The organism is Colwellia sp. MB3u-55, assembly GCF_014076785.1.
Lineage (GTDB): Bacteria > Pseudomonadota > Gammaproteobacteria > Enterobacterales > Alteromonadaceae > Colwellia_A.
Window position 1 is genome coordinate 164,097 of sequence record NZ_JACGUS010000122.1, and the last position, 14,173, is coordinate 178,269.

A 14,173-nucleotide genomic window follows, 5' to 3' on the forward strand; every position below is an offset into this window, starting at 1 on the left:
ACCCTCCGGTGAGAACATTTTAAAATTGTAATTATATGTATATTCTACTCAACTTTGCCAAGATTGCATACGTCCTTTTAACCTATGCATCGCTTGACTGTGAATTTGGCTAACACGCGACTCACTTACATCAAGCACTTGACCAATCTCTCGAAGATTTAATTCTTCGTCGTAATATAGTGACAGTACTAGAGCTTCGCGTTCGGGTAAAGTGGAAATGCATGCTGTTAACGATTTTTTAAAAACTATTTTTTCAAAATTATCATAGGGATCGTTATTATTCACATCTTCCATATTCGATATAGCATCTGCCCCCGTACTTAAGTCTTCAATACCAATTATTTTACCAGTACTGACCTCACTTAGAATATGATGGTAGTCATTTAACGAAATATCAAGTTTTTCAGCAACTTCAATATCAGTTACATCACGACCTAAACTTGCTTCAAGCAATTTTATCGCTTCACTGACCATGCGGCTATTTTTATGAACAGAGCGGGGAGTCCAGTCACCACGGCGTATTTCATCAAGCATAGCACCACGGATACGGATACCAGCAAAGGTCTCAAAACTTGCACCTTTGCCGTGATCAAAATTATTAGACGCTTCAAGCAGGCCTATCATGCCTGACTGGATAAGGTCATCAACCTGCACGCTCGCAGGTAACCTTGCTAATAGATGATAAGCGATTCTTTTAACTAAAACTGTATGCTGCGAAATTATAGCAGATTTATCAGTTTGAATACTGTAAGCATTTGATTTTACCACTATCGCTCACTCGCTAAATTATAGGAAAGATAAAGAACTTTCAACAAACTACTCATATCTGATTACTATTGTTATTGATGTTCTAACAATTGTTCAATAAAAAACTCTAAATGACCTGATGCTTCTTTAGGCACTGGCCATTTAATTAAATTACCTGCTAAAGATTTAAAAGCAACCGCTGCAGGCGATTGTGGATAAGCTTCAACAATTGCTTTTTGTTTTCTAACGGAATTTCTTATATTTTCGTCAAATGGAATCACCGCAACGAGTTCAAGTGCAACATCTAAAAATCGATCGGTAACTTTAGAAAGCTTACCAAAGAGTTGCTGTCCTTCTCTTGGTGTTCTCACCATGTTGGCAACAACTTTAAATTTAAATACGCCATGATCTCGACTTAATAATTTCATTAAGGCGTAGCAATCAGTAATAGAGGTAGGTTCATCACAGACCACTAACATTACATCTTGTGAGGCACGGCAAAAGCTTAGTACCATATCGGAAATACCGGCTGCAGTGTCAACAATAAGTACATCAAATTTTGTGTTCATATCACTAAAAGCGCGAATTAAACCCGCATGTTCAGCTGGCGTTAAATCGACCATAGATTGTGAACCTGACGTAGCAGGAATGATATTAATGCCAGCGGGACCTTCAATAATTATATCGTCTAATTCACATTCCCCAGAAAGCACATGTGATAAGTTACGTTTTACCCGCAAACCTAGCATAACATCGACATTAGCCAAGCCTAAATCGGCATCTAAAACTAAAACTCGTTGTCCTAATTGTCCAAGTGCAATAGCGGTATTAAGCGAAACGTTAGTTTTACCTACTCCGCCTTTACCACCAGATACAGCAATAACTTTTACCGGAGCTGAATTTTGCATTTTTCTTAAGCCACTTGCTTGATCATTCATTTATCGTCTTTCTCTACTTTCTTACGAATAGCCATCAATTTAATTTAGTATAACCCTATAATCATTTATTCTGCATATTTTTATAGTCTTAAAATCACATATTTAGAACATGTTATGGAAATACAGCTGTATTAGCACTCATCGGTGCTGTTCGCCAATTTATTGGATTATTAATTTGATTTTTCGCGCTCATTTTATCTGCTAGCGTAACGAGTTTTTCAGCATTTGCAACTTTAATATCTTCAGGAACTCTTTGTCCATCCGTTAAGTAGCCTATCGCTAAACCGTTTTGAATCGAAGTGGAAATTATTTCCCCTATGCTAAGGCTTTCATCAAGTTTAGTATAAATACAGCCTGCTAAAGGTACTTTTTTAAAGCGATCAACATTTTCTTGCATAACTCGTTGCTGAGTATTAGCCGCTAACACTAAATAATTGCGAATTCTGACCCTTGCATTAGAAACTAAAGTGGTTAGGTGTTTAGCTAAACGCATATCACGTTGCCCCATACCTGCAGTATCAATAAGTATTAGTTTCTTTTTGGAGAACTGTTGCAACAATGTATCTAAGGTTTTAGCATCACTGGCAAGCTTTACATCACAACCAATAATTCGCCCGTAAGTAGCTAATTGTTCAAATCCAGCAATACGGTAATTATCTGTTGAGATCATCACCACTTGGTCTGCGCCATGAATCTGAGCAAACCGCGCTGCGAGTTTAGCGACGGTAGTTGTTTTACCTACGCCGGTAGGTCCCACTAATGAAACCACACCACCACGATGAATAATGTCATTATTAGTGGTATTAATTTGTTGGCTGATAAATTTCTTCGCTAATAACCAAGTATCTTGGTCATTTTTTTGTGCTGGTATATAGCCTGCAATTTGATCTGAAACTTGTTCGCTCATACCCAAAGACATTAGTCGATTAACCAACATCGCGCGAGTGGGATCTTTTTGCGCCATATCCTGCCACATTAACCCCGAAATTTGGTGTTCTAATAATTCACGAATAGAAGACATTTCGTGTTTCATCTTCTCTAAGTCGGCGTTATTTACATTTTGTGGCGGTAACCCATCGGTTACTAAAGACTGTGCTTGGTTCATTACCGGCTGTTGATAGGAGTCGCTTGATTGTTCATCACCTTGTTCTTGGCTATTTTGCTCCAAACGGTCGGTGAAGCTTTTAAATTGCTGCTCAATATTACTTGACGGTGTTGGCGTTGAAACTGGCACTGAGTTACTAGGGTTATTTAGCTTAGCGGCTGCCTGGACAATTTTATCATGCTGAACTTGATTAATACCTTGACCAATATTTGCAGGTGCTTGCTGAACTTGACGGCTTAATAAAGCCGCTAAACTGTCTGAGGGTAAGCGGCTATCTTCTGCTGTAGAGTTGTGCGAAACACTAGGACTGGTCAAGGGATTATTTTGTCTAATATTGACTACATCATTGTCTATCGAACGGTCAAAACTTTTTGTTGCTTGCGCTGTAGAGTTGTTTTCACGAGAATTTTGCATTACAGGTTGTGTTGCTTTAATTTCTACGTTGTTGTCAACCGCAGCCATTAATTCAACGCCTTCAGGTACACGTTTATTTGACATAATCACAGCGTCAGCACCTAGCTCGTCTTTGATTTGTGTCAGCGCACTTCTCATATCTTTTGCTACAAAACGTTTAATTTTCAAAACTAACCCCTTATCAACTGCAATTGCTATTAATGATTGATTCATTTAACCGCAAATATTTTCTGCTGTTCATTACTGACATTGTAATTATTGACCTATGGCGCTGACTATCTTTATCTGCTTATCATCTGGAATTTCTTGGTACGAAATTACCCGCAAACCTGGAATAGTATATTTAACAAATTTAGCCAGTACCGCTCGTAAAATCCCTGAGGTTAACAATATTGGCGTATCACCCGCCATTTCTTGTTGTTGAGCACCATCAGCTAGTGATTTTTGTAATCGTTCTGCTAAACCTGGTTCAATGCCAGCACCATCATCGCCAGCCATTTGCATGGACTGGTGCAACATCTGTTCCAACTCTGGCGCCAAAGTTATGACAGGTACCTCAGACACTGGGCCCACTAACTCTTGAACAATGAATTTACGCAAGGTAATACGAACAGCTGCGGTTAAAATTTCAGGATCTTGGGACTTAGGGCCATACTCTACTAACGTTTGAATAATACTGCGCATATCACGAACGGCAACACCTTCATTCATCAGGTTTTGTAGTACTTTAACCAAAGTACCCAGTGATAAAACATCTGGGATGAACCCTTCAATTAATTTAGGGTAATTTTTGCCTAGCATATCAAGAAGGTTTTGTACTTCTTCATGACCAAGTAACTGTGCTGCGTTATTCGTCAGTATTTGACTTAAATGAGTGGCAAGGACAGTCGATGAGTCAACCACGGTATAGCCTAAAGACTGTGCATGTTCGCGTTGTGCTGGTTTTATCCATACCGCTTCTAATCCAAAAGCAGGATCGATTGTTGCCACGCCGTCAAGTTTGCCAAACACTTGCCCTGGATTTATCGCTAATTCATGATCGTGTCTAATTTCAGCTTCACCGATAGTGACGCCCATTAATGATATTTGATAAACATTAGGGTCTAAATCAAGATTATCGCGAATATGTACCGCTGGCACTAGAAAGCCAAACTCTTGAGAAAGTTTTTTACGAACACCTTTAATACGGTTAAGGAGTTCCCCACCTTGAGATTTATCTACTAGAGGTATTAGGCGATAACCAATTTCTAAGCCAATAATGTCAACATGATTAACATCGTCCCAACCTAAGTCTTTTACTTCTGCTTCTTGTTGCTGAGTTTCAACCTGCTCAGCATCTGACTTATCCGCTAATTGTTTTTCTTTGGCAATTTTGTACTTTCCACTTAAAAAGGCGGTTCCAGCGATCATGAAAGCAAAGAATAAAAACGCAAAGTGTGGCATGCCCGGAATAACCCCCATGACAAACATAACGGCGGCAGCAATATACAAAGAACGTTCTTGACCTAATTGGCTGCTGACTTGCTCGCCCATGTCCTGAGAGGTATTTTGTCGCGTAACAACAATCGCCGTACCTACCGATAAAAGTAGACCTGGAATTTGCGCAACTAGGCCATCACCAATCGTTAATAAGGTGTATATTTCAACCGCTCTGTCAAAGCTTAAATCATGCTGTACCATACCGATAACGAGTCCACCGATAATATTAATCAATAAAATTAATATGCCGGCAACTGCATCACCTTTAACAAACTTACTGGCACCATCCATAGAGCCATAGAAATCAGCTTCACTGGTGACTTCGATACGTCTTTCTCTTGCTTGGTCAGCAGTAATAAAGCCAGCATTCAAATCAGCATCGATTGCCATTTGCTTACCAGGCATAGCATCGAGGGTAAAGCGCGCGGTTACTTCAGCAATACGCCCTGCACCTTTAGTAACAACCACAAAGTTAATAATAATTAAGATAACAAAAACCACTAAACCAACCGCATAGTTACCACCAATAACCACCGATCCAAAGGCTTCAATAACTTTACCCGCAGCATCAGGCCCTTCATGGCCTTCAAGTAGCACTACTCGTGTACTCGCGACATTTAGCGCTAAGCGTAAAATAGTAGCAATTAACAGTACGGCAGGAAAAGAGCCAAATTCAAGAGGTTTTAAGGTATAAACGGTGATCAGTAATACCACCAAAGATAAGGCAATATTAAAAGAAAAAAGTATATCGAGTAAAAATGCCGGCATAGGTAAAATAACCATACCGAGCGCCGCCATAATTAATATTGGCGTACCTAAACCAGAAAATAGGTTTATTTTACTTTTTTTGAACGCTTTAAATGAAGCAATTAACTGCATATTACTCTTATGATATTTTTTTGACGCATACCATTAAATAGCAATAAGTAGACCAACGTCGATTAAAAATATTTAGAGTGATGAATAAATCTACAAAAAACATTTAACTTAATAATTATAAAGAGTATTAATATTTGAATTCATCGGGGATAGGAAGATTTTTTGCAATCGGTTTCGGCCTTTTGGCTTTACCTTTTTTATGTTCGTTAAGTTGAAAAATAAAAGCTAACACTTGAGCAACCGCAGCGAAGAGCTCTTCTGGGATTTCTTGATTGGCGTCTGCACTGTAATATAAAGACCGTGCTAATGCCGGAGAAGCAATAATTTCCACATTATTTTCTTTAGCGATAGTACGAATATGCATCGCCATTTCATCAATACCTTTTGCCACTAACATTGGCGCACCACCGGCGGTGACATCATATTTCAACGCAACCGCATAATGGGTCGGGTTGGTAATAACCACATCAGAGTCTGGCACTTCTTGCATCATTTTACGCTGTGACATTTCATATTGAGTTCGACGAATACGACTTTTAATTTCAGGACTACCCTCAGAATTTTTCATTTCATCTTTAATTTCTTGCTTAGTCATTTTTAACTGACGGTTGTGATCCCAAGTTTGATAGGGCGCATCAATCGCAGCAATAATACCTACCGATAAGGCTAATGCTAAAAACATCCACTGCAATAAAGTTACCGAGTGCTCTAAACTGAGTGGGATCAGCTCCAAACTAAGACCTAATATCTCTGGAAACAAACTACTTAACAACAGATACGCGACAATAAAAACCACAAAAAATTTCATTAACGACTTGAATAATTCGACTAAAGCTTTTATGCCAAACATACGTTTTAAACCGGCTAAAGGTGACAATTTACTAGCTTTTGGCGCCATAGCCTCAGCAGAAAAACTCATCCCTCCCAACATAGTATTGCCAATAAAAGCGGCGACAATAATAATAGAGAATATCCACAACATTGGTGCTACTAAGGAGCCTACCGAGCCCCTAAGCACATTGTATAACGCATGAATGTCCATGACTTCTTCGCGGCTCAAGCTAAATGACCGTTTCATAATTCCGGCTAAGCTTTCAGTTAACATACCGCCAACCAGCATTATCGCAACAGCACTCCCTACCAACACAAACATAGTGCCTAAATCTTTTGAACGTGCTATTTGACCTTTTTTTCTCGCATCAGCAATTTTCTTAGCCGTAGGTTCTTCTGTTTTTTCACCGCTACCTGCATCAGCCATTAGTTTGCCTTACAATTAATGAGGTAACAGCTAAAATCGAGTGCCCGTTGCCATTGCAATTCATAATGCGTAAAAAAGTTACCCATCGTTAACCACATAATCAACAAACCAGCACACATAGTTACCGGAAAACCTATCGCAAAAATATTTAATTGCGGGGCTGCTCGCGTCATAACTCCAAAAGAAAAGTTAATCAATAACATAGCCGTTAGTGGCGCTAATGCTAACGATAACGCAGTAACAAACATCCACTCGCCCCATTCAACCACTTCTTTAAATTTATCGGCCGTAAACTTGTACTCCCCGATGGGCAAGGTTTCAAAACTGGCAACAATAAATTGTATATAGGCTAAATGTCCGTCCATCGCCCAAAACATCAGGGTAGATAAAATCAAGAAAAATTGGCCAACAGCAGGAACGTTCATGCCACTAACCGGGTCAACGAGTGATGCAAAACCTAAGCCCGTTTGCATAGCAATAATTTGACCCGCTAAGGTAAAGGTATTAAGGACCATAACGGTAACTAGGCCAAGTGCAACACCAATAACCATTTGTTCGAACATAAGCAGCGCCGTTTCAAAAGAAATCAGGCTGCCAACTTGTGTTGGCGGGATTGCCGGCATAACGGCGACCGTTAATGTTACGCACAGAAAAATTTTAACTTTACCCGGAATGATTTTAGAACCAAAACCAATCATTGCCATAATAAGTGCAGAAATGCGCGCGAAAGGTAAAATAAAGTCAGCAATATATTGCATCACAACTGACTCGGTGAATTCCACTAGCTCACCACACTGGGTATACTTGCAATCAGTCGGATAGTAAAATCCATGAGTTTTTGTACTAACCAATGCCCTCCAAAGATAAGGGCTAAAAGGGTAACGATTAGTCGAGGTAAAAAGCTTAATGTTTGTTCATTAATCGATGTTGCCGCTTGAAATACAGCAACGATTAAGCCGACACACAAACCCGGAATAATAATCGCAGACACCAAAACAATCACTAAAAATAGTGCATCACTGAGTATGTCGACAAAAACTTCTGGATTCATTAAATACTCCCCATGCCATAACTCGTTGCGATAGTGCCTATCACCAAGTTCCAACCATCTACCAGCACAAATAACATTAGCTTAAAGGGCAAAGAAACGATCATCGGCGATAGCATCATCATACCCATTGCCATTAAAATACTAGCAACGACTAAATCAATAATCAAAAAAGGAATAAAGAGCATAAAACCTATTTGAAAAGCCGTTTTTAACTCGCTAATAATAAAGGCAGGAATAATCACTGTCATCGGTAAATCAGTGGGTTGATCAACTTCAACAATACCCGCCATATTGGCTAAGGTTTGTAGATCTTTAATTCTGGTTTGTTCAAGCATAAACGCTCTTAAAGGAATTTTTGCACTATCTATTGCTTGTACTAATGTCATTTGATCGGCTAAATAAGGTTCAATCGCTCGTTGATTTATTTCATTATAGACAGGTGTCATAATGAACATGGTCATAAAAAGCGTTAAACCTATAACCACTTGATTAGACGGTGTTTGTTGTAATCCTATCGCTTGTCTTAAAATGGCCATGATCACGACAATACGAGTAAAAGAGGTCATCATGATAATCGCAGCAGGAATAAAGCCTAATGCGGTCATAAACATTAATATTTGCAGGGTTACCGTATATTCTTGTGAACCGTCAGGGTTAGTGGTCAGCTTCAATGCCGACATACCTAAATCGTCAGCGGCTAATACTGTTTGACTGGCAAAAAAAGCAACAAGGAGGAAAAATAAAAAAATAAAACCTTTTACAGAAAATAAACGGGTCAGTAAATTTTCGAGTGGATTTCTTTTTGCCATAGCGTTAGCAGAACATTGCGCCGTTTTAGCACCATCGTTTAATATCGAGTCTTTCATGAGTATTTTTCACTATTGGCTTTATTAGCAGAATTACGGCTAAAGCGTGCTAATGTTTGGCTAAGTTCTATCGGCACACCACTTTTAACTTCAATAGGTTCGGCTAGCGTATCAAGTATATTAATTTGTTGACCGGTAACACCGAGTAACAATTGTTTTTTACCGACTTGCACCACCACTAATCGTTCTTTGGAGCCTAAATTTAAACTAGTCACCACTTTCAAGCCATTTACTGAGTTGCCCCCTACTTGAAGCTTTTTTAATAGCCAAGCAACAATAACGATAGCAACGAGTACCGCCAATAATGAAACTATCATGCTACCGGCATCAATATTACCCATAACATGTCGTCCTACTTCGACGGTCGCCGGTGCTGTTTGCGCTATAACGGGAGCGTCGTCTTTTTCAACGACGGTTGTTGCGACGATACTTTCTTGAGCATGGCCCAAAAAAGTAAGTAAGCTTAACAAGCTCAAAAGTAAAAAACGCATCAGTATTACTTCAACTTTTTAATACGTTCAATTTGACTAATAACATCGGTTAATCGAATACCAAACTTATCGTTTACCACAACAACTTCACCATGGGCAATTAACGTACCATTGACTAACACATCGAGGGATTCACCCGCAACTCGGTCAAGCTCAACAACAGAGCCTTGGTTTAACTGTAATAAATTACGAATACTAATATGACTACGTCCAACTTCCATTGAAATAGTCACAGGAATATCTAAAATTGCATCAAGTTTACGTTTTTCATCACCCGTTATTGGTGCATCTTCTTCAAGCTCTTCTAACTCAACAGTTTCGGCTTTGGCTGCAGCTTTGGCTTGTTCATCCATCGCTTCATCCCACATGCCTAAATCATCGTCTTTATCACTCATGCCATTGGCCTCAAATTTATTTTCTTGTTTACTGCTGCTTTAATAAAATTATTAATAATCGAAATCGTCTTCTAAAAGATGTAATTCAGCGTCGCTATCTAAGCGCTTACCTCCTTTAGTTAATATCGTTAATTCGTTTTTCACTGATTCAGGACGTTTAATTTTTTCAGATATTTTAATCGCAACATTATCGCGACTACGGCCTAGTTTTGCTCTAAACGACGGTAAACCTTCAATTAATACCGTAATATGTTCTGGCATCTCAATAGGAATAATATCGCCCTTCTCTAAGTCCATAATCTTTTGTAAAGGTAGGTCTACAGAGATAAATTTAGTGGTTAATTCAACGGGAACGTCCATTATTTCATCGCGTAGGGCTTTCGACCATCGCATGTCGGTATCTTCTTTATCACTTTGCACACCGGCATCAAGTAGCTCACGGATAGGTTCGAGCATTGAGTAAGGCAAAGCAATGTGAAAATCACCACCACCACCATCAAGTTCAATATGAAAAGAGCTGATCACTACCACTTCGGTAGGACTAACAATATTGGCCATCGACGGGTTAACTTCAGAATCTAAATACTCAAAAGAAACATCCATCACGGGTGACCAAGCTTCTTTGTAATCTTCAAAAATTAACTTTAACAGCATTTGAATAATACGACGCTCTGTTGGCGTAAATTCACGACCTTCAATCTTTGCATGGTAGCGACCATCGCCACCAAAAAAATTATCGACTAAAATAAAGACTAGCCGCGCTTCCATAGTAATTAATGCGGTGCCTTTTAATGGGCGAAAACGTACCATATTTAAGCTTGTGGGCACGAATAAGGTATGAACATATTCGCCAAACTTGATCATCTGAATACCATTAATTGATACTTCAGCAGTGCGGCGCATCATATTAAATAAACTGATACGCATATGGCGCGCAAAACGTTCGTTAACCATTTCCAGTGTTGGCATCCGGCCACGAACAATGCGATCTTGTGATGAAAAGTCATAGTCAGACGTGCTGCCAGCTTCACGGGCAAAGTCTTCAACTAGCTCCTCTTCTTCAACGTCATCAACACCGTGTAATAGCGCATCAATTTCGTCTTGAGATAATAAATCACTCACTGAATAGTCTCTTTAATTAAATGCATTGTTTTATCGCATAGCCTTATTGCATTACAAAACCGGTAAATAATACTTTTTCAACCACATTGCTACCTTCAACTTCTTTCATAATTTTATGAACTTCTACTAAAGATTTCTGTTTCAATGAGGTTTTTCCGGCACTGGTTGCTAAATCATCGGCATTTGATTGAGAAAAAGTCGCCAGTAAAGTACTTTCAATTAATGGTACATGCTTCTTTGCAGCTTCTTCATTATCAGCGCCGCGAACTAATAACTGCACTCTAATTTCTACAAATCTGTCGCGGGCAGCACCGGGAACATTAAAGCGAAAAGGTCTTGGCATAGGTACATAAAGCGCAGAGCCTGTAATGGCAGTAACACTTTCAGCGGCTTCGGTTTCAGTGGCACTATCACCGTCTAGCTCAGCATCAAGTTGCTCTTGAGAAACAGCATCATCTCCAGCCAGAAAAAAATAAGCCGCTCCACCGCCAACAGCCAATATTACAACAGCAGCAATGATAATGATCATCTTCTTTCTTTTGCCTTTACCGTCTAATTCTAATTCTTTACCTTCGCCTTTATCATCAGCCATCATCAAGCCTTTATTATCTATTTAAATGTTAAAATTACTTTCGGTCAACTATATCGTTGAATGGTCAGCGAGCCAATGAGTTTTGTCATTTATGCGTAGTAATCTATACCAGTTGACGAACCTTTAACCAAATGCAGCGTTTGAGTATCACTTAAATCTAAAAATTCATTCTCGTTACCGTTACCGTTACCTTGGCGACCTTCACCGAGTTCTTCTTCATTCTTTTGTTTACTTTGCTGTTCGACATTCGCATCACCGACATTCACGCCACTTTCAGCAAGCATCTCTCTTAATCGCCCTAAATTTTGATCGAACACTTCTTTAGCCTGCTGATTTTGAACAGTAAAATTAACAACCGCTTGCTCATTTTGCAGATTTATTTTTACGTTCACATTCCCTAATTCTTGTGGATCAAGACGAATTTCAACCTGCTGAAGCTTTTGGTTCATCATCACCATGACTTTATCATTCAATGCGCCAGTAAAGTCTTTACGGTATACCGATAAGGCTTCATTTTGTAACGCTGTCACTTGCTTGGCATTGGTTGCTGATTGGGCTGTCGATTGCACATGGTCACTGGTTAATTTGGTGATCATCTCCTCCGCAGAAGCCGTAGATTTGGTTACTTCATTATTGGCTCGATGCATATCTCTATTAAGAGTATTCTCAATACTTGTGCTTATTTGTTTCTTATCAAATATTTCATTAATGGTTTTTTCTTTGACTTGAGCGTCATTGTTAGCCACTTTATCAAGCTGAGTTAAGCTTTGTGGCTGCTTTTGGTTTTGTTGCTCTGCAGATTGATCTTTAGCTAGCTCTTTAAATTGTTCACCGGCATTTAAATTTTGTGTTTCAAGGGTTTTCTGGTTTATCTGATTAACCGCACGACTATTATTTGCGTTTTTTTCCTGAGCTTGTTTTTCACCTGGAACAGCTACACTTGAAAAAACAATATTATCCGTATTGACCTTCTCAGCATCAATTGCTATTTCGTTAACCAAGCTTTCATTTTTAAGGGTTACAGGTAATACCGCTCCAGCCAACTCTTTATCGACCGACGTTTTACTATTGCTGATACTTTGATTACTATTGTCAGGAATTACAGCTTTGTCCTGATTGGCGTTAAGTGCAGCTTTAATTTGTTCAAGTTCAGTATCCGTGGGCGCTTTTTCCATATCCGCTAATAGCGCTTCAAGATCACTTAAAGGCATCGCCTGTTTCGATACATTATTGGTTTTATCTACAATAGGCTCTGCTTTTAACGACGTTTCGCTTTGAGCAGGAGGAACGGTTTGAGTGGAAAGTTGGCTATTAATATTCGTTGTTTTTAGTGAGGGATCTTGCCCTTCACTGTTTGTTTTTTTCTCCAATAATGCGGATAAGACTAATTCAGCTTCCCCTTGCACAACTTTATCAACAACGACTTTGGGTTCGCTAACTAGGTCAACTTTCTTTGATGGCATTTCACTGTTAACCTTTACTGGAACGGTTAATGATTTAGCTAACTCCGGCGCAACGCTATCTTTTGCTAAGATATTATCACTGGTCGCTACATTTTCTTGGCTATTGCCACCAAGCACTTGCCTTAACATTGCTGCTAACTGTGTTTTTTCTTGTTGATGACTACCAGCCACAACTATTGATGGTTTTTCATTAAGTTGTGATGGTATCACACCATCATTTTTCACCGTATCATTTAATAGTTGTTGTGACGCAGATAACAACGACATTAATTGCTCGGTACTCTTATCTGTATTTTCAGGTGCGGTGGAATTAGTATCAAGATTACTTAATCCGCTAGCTTTGTGTTCCGGTGTCTCTTCTTGGCTATTTTCTACTCGAACATTTTTTTTACGTGTCGCTGTATCATCATAAGGTAATCTTTGTGAAGCTTCGCTTTGGTTAATTTCTGTATTAACGTTCTCATCAGAAACTCCACCCATTTCCTTTTCTTTTGGTTGAACATCCGTTTTTGAAAATTTTTCTTGGGATGCTTTCTTTTCAGCATTAATTTCGCTAGCAAGTTTCATGTTATTGCCACTTGCCTGTTGCTTTTTGCCGCTTTGTTGACTTTGATAATGCTGGTCAACCATTTGTGCAAAATCTTTAGATGAATTTTTGGATGTGCTAATCGCTCCTGACTGAACAGGGCTAAAGTCCTTACTTGGCGAGATATCTATGGCTAATGGAGTAACTTGCGGCATAGTAAACCTTTTTATTTCAATGGTAAATTTGAGCTATATTTACAATGATGACAACGTCGTTTATTGCGAATACTTTTTATATTAGTTAAATAAGCAAGTATTGTTCCACTTAGAAATTACAATTTAATTCACTTTATCCCCGCATTTTACGACGGACAAATTGTTGAGTAGCAATTTCATCAAACATTTTTTGTTCTTGCTTGTTAGCGATAAGAGTCAGCGCTTGTGTTTTTTTATCAAGCAATAGTTCTACCGCTTGAATTTTTTGTCGCTGCGCTAGCCAGAGCTGTTTGCTCTTCTCCACCATCGCCTTACTCTGCATAATCGCAATATCAACTTGCCCAGCAGCATAATCGAGCTTAGCAATAAAGGCATGAAAATGACTAAACGTCGCGCTATCAATACCCACCATAGAGCGAGCATTCAAACGTTTCATATATTCAAGACGATAGTCACTGACACTTTGTAAACGTTCAAGATTTTGTTGGTATTCAAATTCAGCAGTTTGCAGTGCTTGCGCTGCTTTTTTTTCTTTATCCTGTTCATAGCGATGTAAGGTATTCAGTTGCTTTAATGGCATAACGTCCTCCTAAATAATGCTAAACAGCTAATAAATTTTTCGAAAATAGTGT

At 39.0% G+C, this 14,173-nt stretch carries 14 protein-coding genes; all 14 read right to left on the reverse strand.

Annotated elements, in window-relative coordinates:
- Window positions 1–48: 48 nt before the first annotated feature.
- The gene (locus H4J66_RS16915; protein WP_404842768.1) at window positions 49–768 is read right to left on the reverse strand and encodes an RNA polymerase sigma factor FliA; all 720 of its coding nucleotides are present in this window, start codon (window positions 766–768) and stop codon (window positions 49–51) included.
- A 71-nt stretch (window positions 769–839) separates the two neighbouring features.
- Window positions 840–1,685: a MinD/ParA family protein gene (locus H4J66_RS16920; protein WP_182176129.1), complete on the reverse strand. Its 846-nt coding sequence runs from the start codon at window positions 1,683–1,685 to the stop codon at window positions 840–842.
- Between the two features lie 112 nt (window positions 1,686–1,797).
- On the reverse strand, window positions 1,798–3,372 hold the full coding sequence (gene flhF / locus H4J66_RS16925) for a flagellar biosynthesis protein FlhF (protein ID WP_182176130.1): 1,575 nt from the start codon (window positions 3,370–3,372) through the stop codon (window positions 1,798–1,800).
- Window positions 3,373–3,459: 87 nt separating this feature from the next.
- Complete coding sequence (gene flhA, locus H4J66_RS16930; protein WP_182176131.1) at window positions 3,460–5,562, reverse strand: flagellar biosynthesis protein FlhA; 2,103 nt, start codon at window positions 5,560–5,562, stop codon at window positions 3,460–3,462.
- Between the two features lie 127 nt (window positions 5,563–5,689).
- Window positions 5,690–6,820: a flagellar biosynthesis protein FlhB gene (gene flhB, locus H4J66_RS16935; RefSeq protein ID WP_182176132.1), complete on the reverse strand. Its 1,131-nt coding sequence runs from the start codon at window positions 6,818–6,820 to the stop codon at window positions 5,690–5,692.
- Window positions 6,820–7,602 (reverse strand): flagellar biosynthetic protein FliR, encoded by a 783-nt coding sequence (gene fliR / locus H4J66_RS16940; RefSeq protein ID WP_070374622.1) that lies wholly within the window; start codon window positions 7,600–7,602, stop codon window positions 6,820–6,822. Before fliR ends, flhB begins: the two co-directional genes overlap by 1 nt.
- Complete coding sequence (gene fliQ / locus H4J66_RS16945; protein ID WP_070374623.1) at window positions 7,602–7,871, reverse strand: flagellar biosynthesis protein FliQ; 270 nt, start codon at window positions 7,869–7,871, stop codon at window positions 7,602–7,604. The genes fliR and fliQ overlap by 1 nt, the downstream gene beginning before the upstream one ends.
- Entirely contained in the window at window positions 7,871–8,551 is a 681-nt protein-coding gene (gene fliP / locus H4J66_RS16950) for a flagellar type III secretion system pore protein FliP (protein ID WP_259369183.1), read from the reverse strand. The genes fliQ and fliP overlap by 1 nt, the downstream gene beginning before the upstream one ends.
- A gap of 182 nt (window positions 8,552–8,733) precedes the next feature.
- Window positions 8,734–9,228: a flagellar biosynthetic protein FliO gene (gene fliO, locus H4J66_RS16955; RefSeq protein ID WP_182176133.1), complete on the reverse strand. Its 495-nt coding sequence runs from the start codon at window positions 9,226–9,228 to the stop codon at window positions 8,734–8,736.
- 5 nt (window positions 9,229–9,233) lie between these two features.
- Entirely contained in the window at window positions 9,234–9,623 is a 390-nt protein-coding gene (fliN, locus tag H4J66_RS16960) for a flagellar motor switch protein FliN (RefSeq protein WP_182176134.1), read from the reverse strand.
- A 51-nt stretch (window positions 9,624–9,674) separates the two neighbouring features.
- Window positions 9,675–10,745, reverse strand: coding sequence for a flagellar motor switch protein FliM (gene fliM / locus H4J66_RS16965; protein ID WP_146799119.1), 1,071 nt, complete (start codon window positions 10,743–10,745; stop codon window positions 9,675–9,677).
- A 43-nt stretch (window positions 10,746–10,788) separates the two neighbouring features.
- Window positions 10,789–11,337 carry a flagellar basal body-associated protein FliL gene (gene fliL / locus H4J66_RS16970; protein ID WP_182176135.1) on the reverse strand — a complete coding sequence of 183 codons (549 nt, stop codon included), beginning with the start codon at window positions 11,335–11,337 and terminating at the stop codon, window positions 10,789–10,791.
- 89 nt (window positions 11,338–11,426) lie between these two features.
- Window positions 11,427–13,541 (reverse strand): flagellar hook-length control protein FliK, encoded by a 2,115-nt coding sequence (locus H4J66_RS16975; RefSeq protein ID WP_182176136.1) that lies wholly within the window; start codon window positions 13,539–13,541, stop codon window positions 11,427–11,429.
- 133 nt (window positions 13,542–13,674) lie between these two features.
- Window positions 13,675–14,121, reverse strand: coding sequence for a flagellar export protein FliJ (fliJ, locus tag H4J66_RS16980; RefSeq protein ID WP_070374629.1), 447 nt, complete (start codon window positions 14,119–14,121; stop codon window positions 13,675–13,677).
- Between the last annotated feature and the right edge of the window lie 52 nt (window positions 14,122–14,173).

Bases quoted from the DNA above. Each gene is read 5' to 3' on its own strand.
- H4J66_RS16920 (WP_182176129.1), bottom strand. From the start codon at position 1,685: ATGAATGATCAAGCAAGTGGCTTAAGAAAAATGCAAAATTCAGCTCCG.
- flhA (WP_182176131.1), bottom strand. From the start codon at position 5,562: ATGCAGTTAATTGCTTCATTTAAAGCGTTCAAAAAAAGTAAAATAAAC.
- flhB (WP_182176132.1), bottom strand. From the start codon at position 6,820: ATGGCTGATGCAGGTAGCGGTGAAAAAACAGAAGAACCTACGGCTAAG.
- fliQ (WP_070374623.1), bottom strand. From the start codon at position 7,871: ATGAATCCAGAAGTTTTTGTCGACATACTCAGTGATGCACTATTTTTA.
- fliP (WP_259369183.1), bottom strand. From the start codon at position 8,551: ATGTCGGCATTGAAGCTGACCACTAACCCTGACGGTTCACAAGAATAT.
- fliO (WP_182176133.1), bottom strand. From the start codon at position 9,228: ATGCGTTTTTTACTTTTGAGCTTGTTAAGCTTACTTACTTTTTTGGGC.
- fliN (WP_182176134.1), bottom strand. From the start codon at position 9,623: ATGAGTGATAAAGACGATGATTTAGGCATGTGGGATGAAGCGATGGAT.
- fliL (WP_182176135.1), bottom strand. From the start codon at position 11,337: ATGGCTGATGATAAAGGCGAAGGTAAAGAATTAGAATTAGACGGTAAA.
- H4J66_RS16975 (WP_182176136.1), bottom strand. From the start codon at position 13,541: ATGCCGCAAGTTACTCCATTAGCCATAGATATCTCGCCAAGTAAGGAC.
- fliJ (WP_070374629.1), bottom strand. From the start codon at position 14,121: ATGCCATTAAAGCAACTGAATACCTTACATCGCTATGAACAGGATAAA.